General features: G+C 53.1%; 15 protein-coding genes. 13 read left to right on the forward strand and 2 right to left on the reverse strand.

All coding sequences use genetic code 11. From position 1 onward, the window contains the following. Window positions 1-240: 240 nt before the first annotated feature. Window positions 241-1,050, reverse strand: a complete 810-nt coding sequence (locus tag N7387_RS13920; protein WP_279799755.1) for a glycerophosphodiester phosphodiesterase family protein — start codon at window positions 1,048-1,050, stop codon at window positions 241-243. Between the two features lie 255 nt (window positions 1,051-1,305). Between N7387_RS13920 and dinB the strand changes: the two genes are divergently transcribed. Continuing rightward, window positions 1,306-2,361: a DNA polymerase IV gene (gene dinB / locus N7387_RS13925; protein ID WP_279799716.1), complete on the forward strand. Its 1,056-nt coding sequence runs from the start codon at window positions 1,306-1,308 to the stop codon at window positions 2,359-2,361. A 56-nt stretch (window positions 2,362-2,417) separates the two neighbouring features. On the opposite strand, the gene pepD is transcribed toward dinB, so the two are convergent. Further along, window positions 2,418-3,878, reverse strand: coding sequence for a beta-Ala-His dipeptidase (gene pepD / locus N7387_RS13930; RefSeq protein ID WP_262883105.1), 1,461 nt, complete (start codon window positions 3,876-3,878; stop codon window positions 2,418-2,420). A 268-nt stretch (window positions 3,879-4,146) separates the two neighbouring features. On the opposite strand from pepD, the gene gpt reads away from it, so the two are divergent. From gpt to csrA, 12 genes are all read left to right on the forward strand, one after another. Beyond that, on the forward strand, window positions 4,147-4,605 hold the full coding sequence (gene gpt / locus N7387_RS13935) for a xanthine phosphoribosyltransferase (RefSeq protein ID WP_024472638.1): 459 nt from the start codon (window positions 4,147-4,149) through the stop codon (window positions 4,603-4,605). A 9-nt stretch (window positions 4,606-4,614) separates the two neighbouring features. Beyond that, entirely contained in the window at window positions 4,615-5,862 is a 1,248-nt protein-coding gene (gene frsA / locus N7387_RS13940; protein WP_262883106.1) for an esterase FrsA, read from the forward strand. A 68-nt stretch (window positions 5,863-5,930) separates the two neighbouring features. After that, on the forward strand, window positions 5,931-6,332 hold the full coding sequence (crl, locus tag N7387_RS13945) for a sigma factor-binding protein Crl (RefSeq protein ID WP_262859250.1): 402 nt from the start codon (window positions 5,931-5,933) through the stop codon (window positions 6,330-6,332). A gap of 94 nt (window positions 6,333-6,426) precedes the next feature. Beyond that, window positions 6,427-7,530: a glutamate 5-kinase gene (proB, locus tag N7387_RS13950; protein ID WP_279799721.1), complete on the forward strand. Its 1,104-nt coding sequence runs from the start codon at window positions 6,427-6,429 to the stop codon at window positions 7,528-7,530. Window positions 7,531-7,542: 12 nt separating this feature from the next. Further along, window positions 7,543-8,796 carry a glutamate-5-semialdehyde dehydrogenase gene (proA, locus tag N7387_RS13955; RefSeq protein WP_279799723.1) on the forward strand — a complete coding sequence of 418 codons (1,254 nt, stop codon included), beginning with the start codon at window positions 7,543-7,545 and terminating at the stop codon, window positions 8,794-8,796. A 154-nt stretch (window positions 8,797-8,950) separates the two neighbouring features. Next, window positions 8,951-9,484, forward strand: a complete 534-nt coding sequence (aroL, locus tag N7387_RS13960; protein ID WP_279799725.1) for a shikimate kinase AroL — start codon at window positions 8,951-8,953, stop codon at window positions 9,482-9,484. Between the two features lie 154 nt (window positions 9,485-9,638). Continuing rightward, complete coding sequence (gene aas, locus N7387_RS13965; protein ID WP_279799726.1) at window positions 9,639-11,792, forward strand: bifunctional acyl-ACP--phospholipid O-acyltransferase/long-chain-fatty-acid--ACP ligase; 2,154 nt, start codon at window positions 9,639-9,641, stop codon at window positions 11,790-11,792. After that, window positions 11,789-12,985: a lysophospholipid transporter LplT gene (lplT, locus tag N7387_RS13970; protein ID WP_262859246.1), complete on the forward strand. Its 1,197-nt coding sequence runs from the start codon at window positions 11,789-11,791 to the stop codon at window positions 12,983-12,985. Before aas ends, lplT begins: the two co-directional genes overlap by 4 nt. Window positions 12,986-12,997: 12 nt before the next feature. Then, a complete protein-coding gene (gene pncC, locus N7387_RS13975) occupies window positions 12,998-13,519 on the forward strand; it encodes a nicotinamide-nucleotide amidase (protein ID WP_262859245.1) in 522 nt (173 codons plus the stop codon). An 86-nt stretch (window positions 13,520-13,605) separates the two neighbouring features. Further along, the gene (gene recA, locus N7387_RS13980) at window positions 13,606-14,676 is read left to right on the forward strand and encodes a recombinase RecA (RefSeq protein WP_025154094.1); all 1,071 of its coding nucleotides are present in this window, start codon (window positions 13,606-13,608) and stop codon (window positions 14,674-14,676) included. A 370-nt stretch (window positions 14,677-15,046) separates the two neighbouring features. After that, window positions 15,047-17,674, forward strand: a complete 2,628-nt coding sequence (gene alaS, locus N7387_RS13985) for an alanine--tRNA ligase (RefSeq protein ID WP_279799730.1) — start codon at window positions 15,047-15,049, stop codon at window positions 17,672-17,674. Window positions 17,675-17,903: 229 nt separating this feature from the next. Then, a complete protein-coding gene (gene csrA, locus N7387_RS13990) occupies window positions 17,904-18,095 on the forward strand; it encodes a carbon storage regulator CsrA (protein WP_004237871.1) in 192 nt (63 codons plus the stop codon). The last annotated feature ends 211 nt before the right edge of the window (window positions 18,096-18,306 follow it).

Raw genomic sequence — 18,306 nt, forward strand, 5'->3', positions numbered from 1 at the left:
GTAAATCGAAAAACAGGTTGCTTATCACCGCATGGTCTCCAGGATGTTTCTTATAGTTATAACAAAAGTGACCTGATAAATAAATTACTATAATTAATGAGATTTGTTGAAGTTATAAAATATTATGCAGGCTGGCAGGGAAAGGCGGAAGGCAGTAAATAAGAGTGAAATTGACAATATATCCGGTTTCACTCTTATTTTTCAGCACGGCAAATTTACCCGTAATAACACGCGGATTAATTATTTAATTTTCATATTGAGCAGGGAATCGACCATTACACCATCTGCCCCCAGCTCTGTTGCCAGCTGTAAATCAGCGGGTGTTTTAATGCCGAACAGAATAACCCGGTCTTTATTATTTTTGCGGAAACAATCCATGGCGGTTTTATCCCAGGTCAGCACAACCGGAGAGCGGGCTTCACCCAGTGTGAAGGTTTCAACCACATCCACGTTGCGGTGCAGTTCAAAGCCATACCAGCGCGGCTGCGGATTATCTGCCAGGTCACAGGTGTGTCTGAGCAGGCTGTCGGCCAGGGCATTACGGGTGGTATTACGGCTTTCAAATACGGGGATTGATGACGGCAGAGTAGCCAGATAATCCTGCCCGGTTGAATAGACGCGGACACGGTTTTTGGCTTTATGACGGGTCAGAACTGCATCCAGCTGTTGTGCGAAAACTGCCGGTGAGGCATCCGGCGATTTGATATCGAGATAGAAAAAGGTATCCGGATAACGCCTCAGGACGGTATCCAGTGCCGGAACAGAGGCTTTGATGTGGGTTTTATGTTTCTGATTATAATCCCGGGCTGCATCGGTCTGTGCCAGCTCCGCAGCGCTGTAACCGGAAACCGGGCCCGATTTGTCAGTCAGGGATTTCAGATCAGACGGGCGGTATAACACGACCTGGTTATCTTTTGATAGCTGAAGGGTGATCCAGATGGCATCTGCTTTGTTATCCAGCGCCTTATCGATGGCGTACAGGGTGTTTTCAGGGGCATCCGCCGTGGCGGCGCGGTGGGCAATAATTTGCGGGGCTGCATGGGCTGTCATAACAATGCCACTCAGGAAAAGGGCTGAAAGTATTTTTTTCATAATCCGTCCGTCAAAAAGAAAGAGAGCAGGTGTGATATCATGCTGTTGTAGCGGAGTAACATGACAACCGGATGTAATCACAGAAAAAAAAGACAAACTTGCAAATTTCAGCCCACTGATTGACGTGGTGAATAATAAGCAGATTAACCAATTTGAATTACAGTGATTTTAACTGTATATTTAAACAGTGTTGTTGGTGAGCAGGAGAGGCGGATGCGTAAAATCATTCATATTGATATGGATTGCTTTTATGCGGCGATTGAAATGCGTGACGATCCCCGTCTGCGCGATATTCCGCTGGCAATCGGCGGCAGTTCCGACCGGCGCGGCGTGATTGCGACCGCTAACTATCCGGCGCGGCGCTTCGGGGTACACAGTGCGATGTCAACGGCAAAAGCACTGCAGCTGTGTCCGCATCTGAAAGTGATCCCGGGGCGGATGGAGCTGTATAAAACCACCTCCCGCCATCTGCATGCGATTTTTGCCCGTTATACCTCACTGATTGAACCGCTGTCTCTGGATGAGGCGTATCTTGATGTGACGGACAGTCCGCAGTGCCGGGGCTCTGCCACACTGATAGCGGAAGCGATCCGCAAAACCATTTTTTCCGAACTGGGGCTGACCGCCTCTGCCGGCGTGGCTCCGGTAAAATTCCTTGCCAAAATCGCGTCTGATCTGAATAAACCCGACGGACAGTACATTATCACGCCGGAGCAGGTGGCGGATTTTGTGCTGTCACTGCCGCTGCGCAAAATTCCCGGTGTGGGAAAGGTGACGGCAAAACGTCTGGCCGATCTCGGGCTGGAGACCTGCCGGGATGTGCAGCATTATGATCAGATCTCGCTGCTGAAACAGTTCGGAAAGTTCGGGCAGATCATCTGGCAGCGCAGTCACGGTACCGATGAACGACCGGTTTGCCCGGACAGGGAACGAAAATCTGTCGGCGTCGAACGGACGCTGGCGGAAGATATTGCCTCGTGGGATGAGTGTCAGACGATTATTGATGAGTTGTTTCCGGAGCTGGAGCGCCGTCTGGCAAAAGTGTCACCGGATCTGCGGATCGCCCGTCAGGGCATTAAACTGAAGTTTGCGGATTTTCAGCAGACCACACAGGAACATGTCCATCAGGTGCTGGATAAAGCGGATTTACTGAAAACGGCGGAACTGGCCTGGGAGAGCCGCCGGGAAGGGCGCGGCGTGCGGCTGGTGGGGCTGCATGTGACACTGCGCGATCCGCAGCTTGAGCGGCAGTTGCTGCTCGGGTTCTGAGGCGGAAGCAAAAACGGCGGGACAATGTTATCCCGCCGCTGGACTGAATGGCGTTGTTATGCTTTCTCAGGGATCGCTTTTAAGATAGCGGTCAGTAACTGCCAGTACTGCCCGACACTCTTGATATGCACTTGTTCATCCGGCGAGTGAGCACCGGTGATGGTCGGCCCGATGGAGACCATGTCCATCTCCGGATACGGTTTTTTGAATAAACCGCATTCGAGACCGGCGTGGATAACCATGATGTTCGGGGTTTTATCAAACAGCTGCTGATAGGTTTCGCTGACCAGATGCATGACCGGAGAGTCTGCATCCGGCTGCCAGCCCGGATAGCCGCCTTCGGCAACAATCTCTGCGCCGGACAGTGCCGCCAGCGAGGTCAGCATGCTGACCACAGAGGATTTGCCGGATTCAATCAGGGAACGTACCAGGCAGATAACCTGCACACGGTCATCGCTCATTTTCACCACACCCACGTTCAGTGAGGTTTCGACCACGCCCGGAACCACGTCACTCATGCGGACCACACCGTTCGGCATGACATTGAGCATATTGATAAAACGGGACTGCACATCGGCGGTCAGGACGCCCTGAGCGGCGGTTACGGCTTCCAGGGTGACGACCAGGTTTTTCTCTTTCTGCGCCAGTTCTTCTCTGAGCAGCGCTTCAAAGGTTTGCGCCAGTGATGTCAGCTGAGTGGCTTTATCTGCCGGTACTGCCAGGGTGATGTGGCCTTCGCGCGGAATCGCGTTGCGCAGTGTACCGCCCTGAAAATCAACCAGACGCGCACCGAGTTCTGCGGCGTGACCGGCCAGGAAACGGGCCAGTAATTTGTTGGCATTGCCGAGGCCCAGATGAATATCGCCACCGGAATGGCCGCCTTTGAGACCTTTAAGCGTCAGGGTAAAGGTGCTGTAACCGGCCGGAACGGCTTCGCGGCTTAGTGCCAGGGTGGTGGTGACGTCAATACCGCCCGCACAACCCATATAGATTTCGCCTTCTTCTTCGGAGTCGGTGTTGATCAGGATATCAGCCTGTAACCAGCCCGGCTGAAGACCGAATGCGCCGTCCATCCCGGCTTCTTCTGTCATGGTCAGCAGGACTTCCAACGGCCCGTGTTTGACTGAGTCATCAGCCAGCACCGCCAGCGCGGAGGCCATACCGATGCCGTTATCCGCCCCTAATGTGGTGCCTTTCGCGGTTACCCAGTCGCCGTCGATATATGGCTGAATCGGATCTTTTTCGAAATCGTGTGCGGTATCATTATTTTTCTGTGGCACCATATCCAGGTGAGCCTGCAGAACGACCGCTTTGCGGTTTTCCAGGCCCTTGCTGGCCGGTTTGCGGATCAGGATATTACCGACGCTGTCACGTTCAACGTGGAATTCCTTTTCTTTTGCCCATTCAATAATATGTGCAGCCAGTTGCTCTTCGTGGTAGGACGGATGAGGAATAGAGCAGATTTTGGCAAAAATATCCCACAGCGGCTGCGGAAATAATTGTGATAGTTCAGACACGTTCGATCTCCTGTTACTGCATTTTTCATTATTAGGGGGAGGATACCCGAAGGCGGCCGGTAACGCTGTTTAAAATGAGCGGTCGCGAATATCCGATGTCCGGAGAATAGCAAATTCTCACACAAAGTGCGTGTGTCATAACAGGGAATTATGATGAATTTGTCAGATGCTCTGGTCTTTGGCGGTTCAAGTCACTATAATCTCGCGCAACCTTTTTTCCGCAAAAAAGACTCTTTTCTGTAAATCATCAAGCCGGGATCAATCTGATATGAGCGAAAAATACGTCGTAACGTGGGATATGTTGCAAATGCATGCCCGTAAACTGGCACAGCGTTTAATGCCAACCGAACAATGGAAAGGCATTATTGCCGTAAGCCGCGGTGGTCTGGTACCGGGTGCTTTACTCGCTCGTGAACTGGGTATCCGTCATGTGGATACTGTCTGCATTTCCAGCTATGATCACGACCATCAGCGCGATATGAAAGTCCTGAAAAAAGCCGACGGTGACGGTGAAGGATTTATCATTGTTGATGATCTGGTGGATACCGGCGGTACCGCTCAGATGATCCGCGATATGTATCCGAAAGCGCATTTCGTCACAATTTTTGCCAAACCGGCCGGTCGTCCGCTGGTTGACGATTATGTGGTTGATATCCCGCAGGATACCTGGATCGAACAGCCGTGGGATATGACTGTCAGCTTTGTTAAACCCATCTGCGATCAGTAAGCGAATGCCATGACACAACAGAACCTGTCAGAAAAACTGTTTAAGCCGAAAATCAAACACCCTGAGACATCAGCACTGGTGAACTTTACCCGTTCCGGGATGAAGGAAGTCAAGGGCAGCGTCCTGAGCGGATGTACACATCCGGGCTGGTATCGCATGATTAACCGCTTAATGTGGGCCTGGCGGGGGATCCCGCCGCTGGAAACCGAAGAGGTTCTCAGCCGTATCGCGGCATCTGATGCCCCCCGCAGTGATGATGCACTGCTGGATACGGTGATCGGCTACCGCCGCGGTAACTGGGCTTATGAATGGTCTCAGCAGGCGATGTTGTGGCAGCGCAAAGCGCTGGAATTTGAATCCGGCGAAAAAGCCTGTGAAGCCTGGCTGCTTGCCGCAAATCTGTACAGTATTGCGGGATATCCTCATTTAAAAGGGGATGAGCTGGCGGATCAGGCTACCGTTCTGGCAAATCAGGCGTATGAAAACTCCGCCCGGTTTGCCGCATATGAACTGAAAAAAATTGAATTCAAAATGGAGAGCGGCGGAAACATCTGCGCTTTCCTGCACCTCCCGCCGGGGAAAGACAGTGCGTTTCCGGTGGTGATGATGTGCGGCAGTCTGGATAATCTGCAAAGTGATTACTGCCGCTACTTCCGTGACTATCTGGCACCGCAGGGAATTGCACTGCTGACGCTGGATATGCCGTCAATCGGTTACTCCTCAAAACAGACTTTAGGCCAGGAAAGCAGCCTGATGCACCAGCAGGTGCTGGATCAGCTGCGCAATGTGCCGTGGATTGACCACACCCGTGTGGCGGTGATGGGGCTGCGTTTCGGTGCCAATGTGGCAATGCGCATGGCATACCTGTCCGCACATCAGCTGCGGGGAGCCGTGCTGTTCGGGCCGGTGGTGCATGATCTGTTTGTCAGCCCGCAGCGGCAGGATAAAATTCCCGGTATGTATATGGATGTGCTGGCCAGCCGTGCGGCGGCCCGCTGTACTGACCTTGATACTGCCCGTACCCGGCTCGGCTGCCTGTCTCTGAAAAATCAGGGGCTGCTCGGCCGCCGCTGTTCACTGCCGGTGCTGAGTATGTGCTGGAAAGAGGATGTGTTCAGTCCGAAAAGTGAATCGGAGCTGATAGTCCGTTCCAGCGCTGACGGTAAGCTGCTGGAATTCGGTCATACCCCGGTTTTTGACACTTTCCATAAATCGCTGGATGAGGCCACCCGCTGGCTCACCGGAATTTTATCCTGAACAGCATAAAAATCATTGATAATTCCTGTCTGTTTGCTACAACTAAGCCTTCGCTGAAAGGAGGCTTAATGATGGCACTGGTTTCAGATTACACACGCGGCAGGTTGCTGCGATGTTTCACTGCATTGGGTCCGTATATCCGTGAGCCGCAATGTCAGGAGGGTCACTATTTTTTTGACTGCCTGGCGGTGTGTGTCAATGCGGGTGTCGCGCCGGAAAAACGAGAGTTTTTTGGCTGGTGGCTGACACTGATCCCGCAGGAAACCGGGTTTGTCTCTGAATACCATACCGGGGTATTTGATAAAAAAGGGCTCTGGCAGGAAAAATCCCTGTCTGACAATGAGAGCCGTGATGCGGTCAGCAAAACCCTGACTGATTTTTATCCCCGCTTACAGGCCGTTCTTCAGGAACTGGATCTGTCCCTGACCCCGTCACCGGTATCACCGCCCCCCGGAAAGCAGCCGGATTAATGTCCGGTTTCGCGTTGTGCCGGTTGGCATGACGCACATCACCTGTTAAAACAGGTCATCTTTTCTTATCCCGCAAAATGAATGGTAGAACGCAATGAATAGCAGCCAAACGCTGGTTGTCAAACTGGGCACAAGTGTGCTGACCGGCGGATCACGACATTTAAATCAGGCCAGGATTGTTGAACTGGTCCGGCAGTGTGCGCAGCAGTATGAAAAAGGACACCGTATTATTATTGTGACCTCCGGGGCGATTGCCGCCGGGCGTGAGCACCTCGGTTATCCTGAACTCCCCGCCACCATTGCGTCCAAACAGTTACTGGCTGCGGTCGGTCAGAGCCGCCTGATCCAGTTATGGGAGCGCCTGTTTTCTATTTACGGTATCCATATCGGTCAGATGCTGCTGACCCGTGCGGATATGGAAGATCGCGAGCGTTTCCTGAATGCCCGTGACACCCTGACCGCACTGCTGGATAACGGCATTGTGCCGGTCATTAATGAAAATGATGCGGTCGCCACAGCAGAAATCAAAGTCGGGGATAATGATAACCTCTCCGCGCTGGCAGCTATCCTCGGCGGAGCGGATAAGCTCCTGCTGCTGACCGATATTGAAGGGTTGTATACTGCTGATCCGCGCAGCAACCCGGATGCCACTCTGATTTCTGAAGTGCATGATATCAGTGACGAACTGCGCAGTGTTGCGGGGGACAGTGTCTCCGGACTGGGTACCGGCGGAATGGCCACTAAGCTCCAGGCCGCAACTGTCGCAGGCCGTGCGGGGATTGATGTCATTATTGCTGCCGGTGATCGCGCCGGGGTGATTTGTGATGTGATTGATGATATTCCGGTCGGCACCCGTTTCTTCGGGAAAAAAGCGCCGATGGAAGCGCGTAAGCAGTGGATCTTCGGGGCGCCGCCTGCCGGCGAGATCATTGTGGATGACGGTGCGGAGAAGGCCCTGAAAGAGAAGGGCAGTTCCCTGCTGCCGAGCGGGATCCGTACTGTTAACGGCAATTTCTCCCGTGGTGAGGTTGTCCGTATCCGCACCCTGAGCGGGCGCGATCTGGCACACGGCGTCTGCCGGTATAACAGTGATGCGCTGCGCCTGATTGCCGGACAGCAATCACAGGAAATCAGCACGATTTTAGGTTACGAATACGGCGCAGTGGCCGTTCACCGCGACGATATGATTGTCAGTTAAGGATATCAGCATATGTTAGAACAAACAGGTAAAGCGGCGAAAGCTGCCTCCCGGGCACTGGCTCAGCTGTCCGGAAAACAGAAAAATCAGGCACTGACCCGTATTGCCGATCTGCTGGAACAGAACAGTGCGCCGATCCTTGCTGCCAATGAACTCGATATTGCCAAAGCCCGGGAGCAGGGATCGTCAGAGGCACTGCTTGATCGCCTGCTGCTGACGCAGGCGCGTCTGGAAAGTATTGCGGCTGATGTACGCAAAGTGTGTCAGCTGGCAGATCCGGTCGGGGAAGTGATCGACGGCGGTGTGCTGGAAAGTGGTCTGCGTCTTGAGCGCCGCCGTGTCCCGCTCGGTGTGGTCGGTGTGATTTATGAAGCCCGCCCGAATGTGACGGTGGATGTTGCCTCGCTGTGCCTGAAAACCGGTAACGCGGTGATCCTGCGCGGCGGCAAAGAGACACACAATACCAATGTGGCGATGGTCAGTGTGATTCAGCAGGCACTCAGCGAATGCGGTCTGCCGCAGGCGGCGATCCAGGCGATTGATAACCCGGATCGTGCGCTGGTCAATGAACTGCTGAAGATGGATCGTTATGTGGATATTCTGATCCCGCGCGGCGGTGCCGGTCTGCACCGCTTATGCCGGGAGCAGTCGACGATTCCGGTGATCACCGGCGGTATCGGCGTGTGTCATATTTTTGTCGATGAAACGGCGGATCTGCATAACGCGCTGCCGGTCATCCGCAATGCGAAGGTACAGCGTCCGGGCGTTTGTAATGCGGTGGAAACGCTGCTGGTGCATGAAAAAGTGGCTGCGGAATTTCTGCCGCTGCTGAGTGATCACATGGCGGCGGATAATGTCACCCTGCATGCGGATCCTGCCGCGCTGATGCTGCTGAAAAACGGCCCGGCGAAGACGGAAGCCGTAACAGAGGCACAACTGTCAGATGAATGGTTGTCACTTGATCTGAATGTGGTGATCGTGAAGGACATTGACGGCGCGATTGAGCATATCCGTCATTACGGCACTGAGCACTCAGAATCGATTCTGACACAATCTATGTCTCAGGCTGATTATTTCGTATCAAATATTGATTCATCAGCGGTATATGTGAATGCCAGCACCCGTTTTACTGACGGCGGCCAGTTCGGACTGGGGGCGGAAGTTGCCGTCAGCACTCAGAAACTGCATGCCCGCGGCCCGATGGGACTGGTGGCGCTGACTACCTATAAGTGGATCGGGATCGGTGATCACACGATCCGTTCATAAGCAGGCCGTTATTCATCCGCAGGGCGCTTTTTGTCAGATGACAGTCGCGTTCTGCGGATCGTGCTTTAGCTTTTTATCTGAGTACGCTATGATAGGCCATCTTAATTTACACCTATGTAAAATATTATGAACACCTGCGGAGAAAGCGGATAGTATGAATCATCAGGATGAGAAACCGATTATTTATCTTATCGGCGCCCGCGGGGCTGGCAAAACCACGCTTGGTAAACCGCTGGCACAGGCATTGTTGTACGATTTTATTGACACCGATGCCTGTGTGACAGAACAGTGCCGGATGTCGATTTCCCGGCTGGTGGAACAATCAGGCTGGCTTCGCTTCCGCGAACTGGAAAGTGATGTGCTGCGTCAGGTCAGTCAGCCACAGCGTCTGGTCTCCACCGGCGGCGGCATTGTGATGGCACCGGAAAACCGGGCGTTTATGCAGTCCTCCGGCAAAGTGGTGTATCTGCGCGCCAGTGCCGAAACCCTGGCGGAACGGCTGTCACACACCCCTCAGGCACATCAGCGTCCGAGCCTGACCGGCAAGTGCATTGTGGAGGAAATGGCAGAAGTGCTGAGCAAGCGCGAGCCGCTCTATCTGGAATGTGCGGATATTGTGGTGGATGCCACCTGTCCGGTACCGGAACTTATCAGTCAGATCTGCACCCGCATTCACGCTGCGGTATAGTACCTGCTGCCGGATTACCGGGAACGACGGCACAAACCGGATAAAAATAATTCCGTACAATTCTGTCAGGTGGTTAATCAATCCTCTGTGTTATTATTAAAACGTCTGCCCGCCGAATTGATTGGCGGAATAATAAATACACAGGGAATTCAGTATGTTGATGAATGTATTACGTGCGCTGCTCCGCGGATTATTCCGTATTCGTGTTACTGGTGACCTGAGTAATCTTAATCAACCACGAAGTGTTATCACCCCGAACCATGCCTCTTTTATTGATGGTGTTCTGCTGGGATTATTTCTGCCGACCCGGCCGGTATTCGCGATGTACACCAACTATGCCACGCCATTTTTCATCCGCTGCTTAAAACCGATTGCCGATATTATTCCGGTGGACCCGCGTAATCCGCTGGCATTGCGGCATCTGATCCGCGAAGTGGAAAAAGGGCGTCAGATAGTGATCTTCCCGGAAGGACGGGTAACGATCACTGATTCTCTGATGAAGATCTACGACGGCGCTGCCTTTATTGCCGCCAAAACCGGGGCGAAAGTGATCCCGGTGCGGATAGACGGCGCGGAACTGACGTATTTCAGCCGGATGCGGAAAGTGATCAAAAGTCACTTTTTCCCGGCGATCACTATCCATGTTCTGCCGCCGGAAAGCATTCCGATGCCGGAAGCACCGCGTGCCGCAGAGCGCCGCCGTCTGGCGGGAGAACATCTGCGCGACATTATGATGGACGCCCGTATGGCGTGCCGCCCGTCACTGACACTGCCGCAGGCGTTTCTCGGCGCGGTAAAACGCTACGGGCGTTTTCAGCGGATCATTGATGATGTCAATTTCAGTGAGGACAGTTATCAGGGGCTGCTGAAAAAATCCCTCGGACTGAGCTGTATTATCAGCCACCACACCAAAGAGGGGGAGCGCACCGGCTTCCTGCTGCCGAATGCCACCGTGATGGGCGCGGCGATCCTCGGTGCTTCCATGCGCCGCCGTATTCCGGCATTGCTGAACTACACAGCGGGTGTCGCCGGGCTGCGCAATGCCATGAAAGCGGCGGGGATTAATACCATCATCACCTCACGCCAGTTTCTGGAAAAGGGCAAACTGACCCACTTACCGGAACAGCTGACAGAAGCCAACTGGGTCTATCTGGAAGAGGCAAAAACCGCCGTTACCCTGAAAGATAAACTGTGGGTGCTGCGTCATCTGGTCACGCCACAGGCGGCACTGCTGCCGCAAAAGCCGGAAGATGATGCGGTTATTCTCTTTACTTCCGGCTCGGAAGGCACACCGAAAGGTGTGGTACACAGCCACGACTCTCTGCTGGCGAACGTCGAACAGATTAAAACGGTTGCGGATTTCACGCCAAAAGACCGTTTTATGTCCGCACTGCCGCTGTTCCATGCTTTCGGCCTGACGGCCGGTCTTATCACGCCGCTGTTGTGCGGCAGCCGGATTTTCCTCTATCCGAGCCCGCTGCATTACCGCATGGTGCCGGAACTGACCTATGATCAGAACTGTACTGTCATTTTCGGGACATCCACTTTCCTCGCCAACTATGCCCGTTTTGCGCATCCGTATGATTTTGCCCGTATCCGCTATGCAGTCGCCGGGGCGGAGAAGCTGGCGGAAGGCACCAGACAGGTCTGGCAGGATAAATTTGGTCTGCGCATCCTGGAAGGTTACGGGGTGACAGAGTGTGCGCCGGTGATCTCCATTAACGTGCCGATGGCTGCCCGCACTGGTACGGTCGGACGGCTGGTGCCGGGGATGGCAGCGCGGCTGCTGCCGGTTGCCGGGATTGAAAACGGCGGGTTGCTGCAGGTGCGCGGCCCGAATGTGATGAAAGGGTATCTGCGAGTGGAAAAACCGGGTCAGATTGAACCACCGTCAGCGGAAAATGCACAGGGCGAGGTTCAGGCCGGCTGGTATGATACCGGTGATATCGTCACGATCGATAAAGACGGATTTATTACTATCCGCGGACGGGTGAAGCGTTTTGCCAAACTGGCCGGTGAAATGATCTCGCTGGAAAGTGTGGAGCAACTGGCACTGAGTGTCTCGCCGGAGAAACTGCACGCAGTGGTGACAAAACCGGATGCAAAACGCGGCGAAGCACTGGTGATGTTTACCACTGACAGTGAACTGGATCGTACGCAACTGATGGCACAGGCAAAAGCGAAAGGATTGCCGGAACTGGCGGTTCCGCGTGATATCCGTTATATCAGACAACTGCCGGTGCTCGGCAGCGGTAAACCGGATTTTGTCACACTGAAACAACAGGCATTACAGGAGCCGCAGGTATGACTGCCCCCGCCCCGTTACTGAACAAAGGCATGAAAGCGGTACTGGTTTCACAGTTTATTACGGCATTTGCGGATAACGCGATTCTGTTCGCTATTCTTGCACAGCTCAGCGCCCGGCACTATCCGGAGTGGAGTCAGCCGATGCTGCAGATGGTCTTTGTGCTGAGCTTTATTGTACTGGCACCGTTTGTCGGGCAAATTGCCGACAGCTTCCCGAAAGGACGGGTGATGCTGTTGTCGAACGGCTGTAAGCTCATCGGCGCGATGGTGATCTGTGTTGGTACCGATCCGTTTCTGGGATACGGGCTGATCGGCGTGGGGGCTGCGGCCTATTCCCCGGCAAAATACGGGATACTGGGGGAGCTGACCACCGGTGAACAGCTGGTGAAAGCCAACGGGCTGATTGAAGCCTCGACCATTGTGGCGATCCTGCTGGGATCGGTAACCGGTGGTTTCCTGTCTGATTACCATATTACAATGACACTGATATTATGTACGGTGATGTACGCACTGGCGGCGCTGACCAACATCTATATTCCGCGTCTGCCGCCGGCGAAAACCGGTCTGAGCCGCAATCCGCGTACGATGGTGGTCACGTTTCTCCGTGCTGCGGTATCCCTGTGGAAAAACCAGGAAAGCCGCTTTTCCCTGACCGGTACCAGTCTGTTCTGGGGCGCGGGGGTGACACTGCGGCTGATGCTGGTATTGTGGGTTCCGGCGGCGCTGGGCATTACCAGCCAGACCATGCCGCCACTCCTTAACGCGATGGTTGCTATCGGGATTGTGGCAGGAGCGGGTCTGGCTGCCCGTTTTATTACCCTGGAAACCGTGCGCCGCTGTATGCCGGCCGGGATCCTGATCGGGGGGATGGTCATTATATTCGCCGTTCAGACGTCGGTGGTGCCGGCCGGTATCACACTGATCCTGGTCGGTGTATTCGGCGGACTTTTTTTGGTACCGCTCAATGCGATGCTGCAAAAGCGCGGTAAAGAGACGGTCGGGGCGGGTAACGCTATCGCGGTACAGAATCTGGGGGAAAACAGTGCGATGCTGCTGATGCTGGGGCTTTATTCCCTGGCGGTCAAAGCCGGTGTGCCGGTAGTGGTGATTGGTGCGGCGTTCGGCAGCCTGTTTGCCCTCGCGATCGGCGGGTTATGGCTCTGGGATATCCGCCGCAAAAAACAGATTTCATAACAGGAGTGACCGATGCATGATGAACAGGCCCTGATCCGGCGCAGTACAGAACTGGGGCATTATCTCCTTGAGGCCGGCCTGAGTGTTACTGCGGCAGAATCCTGCACCGGCGGGTGGATTGCCAAGGTGATCACGGATATCGCCGGGAGTTCGGCGTATTTTCAGCGCGGGTTTGTCACCTACAGCAATGATGCCAAACACAGTATGATCGGGGTATCAGAACAGTCGCTGTCCGCCTTCGGTGCGGTCAGTGAGGCGGTGGTGCGGGAAATGGCCGCCGGGGCGCTGGATACCGCTGGTGCGGACTTAGCCGTCTCTGTCAGCGGTATTGCCGGGCCGGACGGCGGCAGTGATGAAAAGCCGGTCGGTACAGTCTGGTTCGGTTGGGCGTGGCGGGACGAAACAGGCATAAAAACCGCGGCCCGCTGCTGGTGCTTTGCGGGCGATCGCAATGCAGTACGCTGTCAGGCGGTGCTGAAAGGGCTGGACGGATTAATTGCCATTCTGACGAAAAAACCACTTGATACTGTATGACTATACAGTATAATCAGTCCTACAGATTCAGTTGAAACCATTTTAATAACCCGGGCGGTGTCTCAGGGGTTGAGAAGGGAGTTTACATGGCTATTGATGAGAACAAACAGAAAGCACTGGCAGCAGCCTTAGGTCAGATCGAGAAACAGTTCGGTAAAGGTTCGATCATGCGTCTGGGTGAAGACCGTTCCATGGACGTGGAAACTATCTCTACCGGCTCTCTGGCACTGGACGTTGCACTGGGTGCAGGCGGTCTGCCGCTGGGGCGTATTGTTGAAATCTACGGGCCTGAATCTTCCGGTAAAACCACACTGACATTACAGGTTATTGCCGCTGCACAGCGTCAGGGTCGTGTATGTGCATTTATCGATGCGGAACACGCACTGGACCCGGTCTACGCCAAGAAACTGGGTGTGGATATTGATAACCTGCTGTGCTCCCAGCCGGACACCGGTGAGCAGGCACTGGAAATTTGTGATGCCTTAACCCGCTCCGGTGCGGTTGATGTCATCATTGTTGACTCCGTGGCTGCACTGACACCAAAAGCGGAAATCGAAGGTGAAATCGGTGATTCTCATATGGGTCTGGCGGCCCGTATGATGAGCCAGGCGATGCGTAAGCTGGCCGGTAACCTGAAAAACTCCAACACCCTGCTGATTTTCATCAACCAGATCCGTATGAAGATCGGTGTGATGTTCGGTAACCCGGAAACCACTACCGGGGGTAATGCACTGAAATTTTATGCCTCTGTCCGTCTGGATATCCGCCGTATCGGCGCGGTGAAAAACGGTGATGAGGTGGTCGGCAGCGAAACCCGCGTAAAAGTGGTGAAAAACAAAGTGGCTGCGCCGTTCAAACAGGCTGAATTCCAGATCATGTACGGTGAAGGTATCAACACCATGGGCGAACTAATCGACCTGGGTGTGAAACATAAACTGGTTGAGAAAGCCGGTGCCTGGTACAGCTACAACGGTGAAAAAATCGGTCAGGGTAAGGCAAACGCCACGATTTACCTGAAAGAACATCCGGAAATGGCGGCTGAGCTGGATAAAAAATTACGTGAGTTATTACTGAATCACAGCGGTGAATTCAGTACCGCAGCAGAAAGTTTCAATGAAGAAAGTGAAACTGAAGATGCGGGAAACGAAGAGTTTTAATTCGTAAAGCCAACTGAATTTAATATTTATAGTAATAAAATCATTGAGTTATTATGAAAGCTGTGTCCGTGACGGGCACGGCTTTCTTTTTATCTGCGGACAACAGCCTGTCACTGCCCCTCATACCGTGTTCTTTATACAGAAACCCCTCTGCCGGCCGGATGAACGCCGTTTGTACGAACAGACTTTCAGAAAAAGTTTATTCGCTTTACAATGGGTACAGCGAATGGATTTATCTGGGAATTAATGTTCAAGGGAAACCCTTAAATTTCTCTCCGCCTTGATTGATCCGAAGGTTGAATCGGAGCGGCTTCACAGTCTGTTTCGCAATTCATAAATCTTATTATTTCAGCTTGATTTCGGGATAAATATGAGCAAAAGCACCGCTGAGATCCGTCAAGCGTTTCTCGACTTTTTCCATACAAAAGGACATCAGATTGTCCAGAGCAGTTCGCTGGTTCCGAACAACGACCCAACGCTGCTTTTTACTAACGCAGGGATGAACCAATTCAAAGATGTTTTCCTCGGTCTGGATAAACGTCCTTACACCCGCGCCACGACAGCACAGCGCTGTGTCCGCGCAGGTGGTAAGCACAACGACCTGGAAAACGTCGGCTACACTGCACGTCACCACACTTTCTTCGAAATGCTGGGTAACTTCAGCTTCGGCGATTACTTCAAGCACGATGCTATCAATTTCGCCTGGGAACTGCTGACCGGCAAAGAATGGTTTAACCTGCCGAAAGAGAAGCTGTGGGTAACCGTCTATGCAACGGATGATGAAGCGTACAACATCTGGAAAGATGAGGTCGGTGTGCCGGCTGAACGCATTATCCGCATCGGTGATAACAAAGGCGCACAATACGCCTCTGACAACTTCTGGCAGATGGGCGATACCGGTCCCTGCGGTCCGTGTACTGAGATTTTCTTTGATCACGGCGACCACATCTGGGGCGGCCCTCCGGGATCACCGGAAGAAGACGGCGACCGTTACATCGAGATCTGGAACATCGTCTTTATGCAGTTCAACCGTCAGTCTGACGGCACATTAGAGCCGCTGCCGAAACCATCTGTTGATACCGGTATGGGTCTGGAGCGTATTACGGCTGTTCTGCAGCACGTAAATTCTAACTATGATATCGATCTGTTCCGTAAACTGATTGCCGATGTGGCGAAAGTGACCGGTGCTGACGATCTGACCAGCAAATCACTGCGCGTGATCGCCGACCACATCCGCTCCTGTGCCTTCCTGATTTGTGACGGCGTTATTCCGTCCAATGAAGGCCGCGGTTATGTACTGCGCCGTATCATCCGCCGCGCTGTCCGCCATGGTTACATGCTGGGTGCGAAAGATACCTTCTTCTACAAACTGGTTGCGCCGCTGATCGACGTGATGGGCTCTGCCGGTGAAGAACTGGCACGTCAGCGCGTAATGGTTGAGAAAGTGCTGAAGTCAGAAGAAGAGCAGTTTGCCCGTACGCTGGAACGCGGCCTGCAACTGCTGGATGATGAATTAGCCTCACTGACCGGGGATACCCTGAGTGGTGAAGCGGCATTCCGTCTTTATGACACCTATGGTTTCCCGCTGGATCTGACCGCTGACGTCTGCCGCGAGCGTAACCTGAAAGTGGACGAAGCCGGTTTTGAAGCGGCAATGGAAGAACAGCGCCGCCGTGCCCGTGAAAACAGCGGCTTTGGTGCGGACTACAACAGTCTCATCAAAGTGGACAAGCGCAGTGACTTCTCCGGTTATGATCACAATGAACAGGCGGCAACCATTGTTGCACTGTACAAAGAAGGTCAGCCGGTGACTGAGCTGAATGCCGGTGATGAAGGTCTGGTGATCCTGGATAAAACCGCGTTTTATGCAGAATCCGGCGGCCAGGTCGGTGATACCGGTGTACTGTCGAGCAACGATGCACAGTTCAGCGTTCTGGACACACAGAAATACGGCCAGGCTATCGGCCATGCCGGTCGTGTGGACAGCGGTAAACTGACCGTGAACCACAAAATCACCGCGAAAATCGACGAAGAGCGCCGTAACGCCATCCGCCTGAATCACTCGGCAACGCACCTGATGCATGCCGCGCTGCGTCAGGTTCTGGGTGAGCATGTGTCACAGAAAGGCTCACTGGTAAACGATAAATACCTGCGTTTTGACTTCTCTCACTTTGAAGCCATGACACCGGCACAAATCCGTGAAGTGGAAGCCCTGGTCAACGCCGAAATCCGTAAAAATGAGCCGGTCGTGACTGAGCTGATGGATCTGGAAGAGGCGAAAGCCAAAGGTGCGATGGCACTGTTCGGTGAAAAATACGATGAACGTGTCCGTGTACTGAGCATGGGCGATTTCTCAACCGAGCTGTGCGGCGGTACTCACGCAGCACGTACCGGTGATATCGGTTTGTTCTGTATTATCAGTGAATCCGCCACAGCGGCGGGTATCCGCCGTATTGAAGCGGTTACCGGTATTGGCGCACTGGAAAGCGTGAATCAGCAGTCTGACGCACTCTCTGCGGTGGCACAGCTGGTGAAAAGTGATGAAGCCGGTGTGAGCGAAAAAGTCAAAGCTGCGCTGGATAAAATCCGCACCCTGGAAAAAGAGTTACAGCAACTCAAAGAACAGCAGGCTGCGCAGGAAAGTTCCTCCATGACCAAAGATGCCGTTTCAGTGAACGGTGTTAAACTCCTGGTGAAACAACTGGCTAACGCCGAACCTAAAATGTTACGGACGATGGTTGATGATCTAAAAAATCAATTAAGCTCTGGAATTATTGTGCTTTCAACTATCAGTGATGATAAAGTTAGTCTCATTGCAGGTGTAACAAAAGATCTGACCGGTAAGGTCAAAGCCGGCGAACTGGTGGCCTTTATTGCTGAACAAATCGGTGGTAAAGGGGGCGGTCGCCCGGATATGGCTCAAGCCGGCGGGACAGATACCGCTGCTTTACCTGCTGCTATGGCAAGCGTTGAAAGCTGGGTGGCATCTCACCTGTAGTCTGAGTAAATCTGAACAGGAGCGCGCTCCGGCGTGCTCCTGATATTGGTGATTAGGTCTTTGTATCACTAACGTTAGGTCGCAATTTTTAACTACACTAAATATTGCAATGTGTCTAAAACTACATATAGTTTACAAATAATCATTGCTATACGCTTTCACGGTGTTGGATGGATAATGGCGGGTAAACTCAGAGGCCCGACTCTTTTAATATTTCAAGGAGCAAAGAATGCTTATTCTGACTCGTCGAGTTGGTGAAACACTCATGATAGGCGATGAGGTAACAGTGACTGTACTGGGTGTTAAAGGAAACCAGGTTCGAATTGGTGTCAACGCCCCCAAAGAGGTTTCTGTTCACCGTGAAGAAATTTACCAGCGGATCCAGGCTGAAAAATCTCAACCCAATAACAATAACTATTAAGTTGCGAGGCGCGCTCGTTACCGCAACGGGCGCCTTCTTCATTTTCTTTCTGCCGCTATTATCCCGGTTCTGTTTTTTCTTTCCTGCAAAAATCGCCCGCTATTCTGTCACTTTCTCTGCACACGACCGTATTTATTCCTCACCGCCGTATTAAGCGGAGGTGGATTTCGTTGTCGTAAAAACACGCGTATCGTTGTGAAAATCAACATAG

Source organism: Morganella sp. GD04133 (assembly GCF_029835375.1).
Taxonomy (GTDB): Bacteria; Pseudomonadota; Gammaproteobacteria; order Enterobacterales; family Enterobacteriaceae; genus Morganella; species Morganella morganii_B.

Bases quoted from the DNA above. Each gene is read 5' to 3' on its own strand.
- proB (WP_279799721.1), top strand. From the start codon at position 6,427: ATGAATAGCAGCCAAACGCTGGTTGTCAAACTGGGCACAAGTGTGCTG.
- proA (WP_279799723.1), top strand. From the start codon at position 7,543: ATGTTAGAACAAACAGGTAAAGCGGCGAAAGCTGCCTCCCGGGCACTG.
- gpt (WP_024472638.1), top strand. From the start codon at position 4,147: ATGAGCGAAAAATACGTCGTAACGTGGGATATGTTGCAAATGCATGCC.
- aas (WP_279799726.1), top strand. From the start codon at position 9,639: ATGTTGATGAATGTATTACGTGCGCTGCTCCGCGGATTATTCCGTATT.
- dinB (WP_279799716.1), top strand. From the start codon at position 1,306: ATGCGTAAAATCATTCATATTGATATGGATTGCTTTTATGCGGCGATT.
- N7387_RS13920 (WP_279799755.1), bottom strand. From the start codon at position 1,050: ATGACAGCCCATGCAGCCCCGCAAATTATTGCCCACCGCGCCGCCACG.
- csrA (WP_004237871.1), top strand. From the start codon at position 17,904: ATGCTTATTCTGACTCGTCGAGTTGGTGAAACACTCATGATAGGCGAT.
- frsA (WP_262883106.1), top strand. From the start codon at position 4,615: ATGACACAACAGAACCTGTCAGAAAAACTGTTTAAGCCGAAAATCAAA.
- pncC (WP_262859245.1), top strand. From the start codon at position 12,998: ATGCATGATGAACAGGCCCTGATCCGGCGCAGTACAGAACTGGGGCAT.
- aroL (WP_279799725.1), top strand. From the start codon at position 8,951: ATGAATCATCAGGATGAGAAACCGATTATTTATCTTATCGGCGCCCGC.
- alaS (WP_279799730.1), top strand. From the start codon at position 15,047: ATGAGCAAAAGCACCGCTGAGATCCGTCAAGCGTTTCTCGACTTTTTC.
- lplT (WP_262859246.1), top strand. From the start codon at position 11,789: ATGACTGCCCCCGCCCCGTTACTGAACAAAGGCATGAAAGCGGTACTG.
- crl (WP_262859250.1), top strand. From the start codon at position 5,931: ATGATGGCACTGGTTTCAGATTACACACGCGGCAGGTTGCTGCGATGT.
- recA (WP_025154094.1), top strand. From the start codon at position 13,606: ATGGCTATTGATGAGAACAAACAGAAAGCACTGGCAGCAGCCTTAGGT.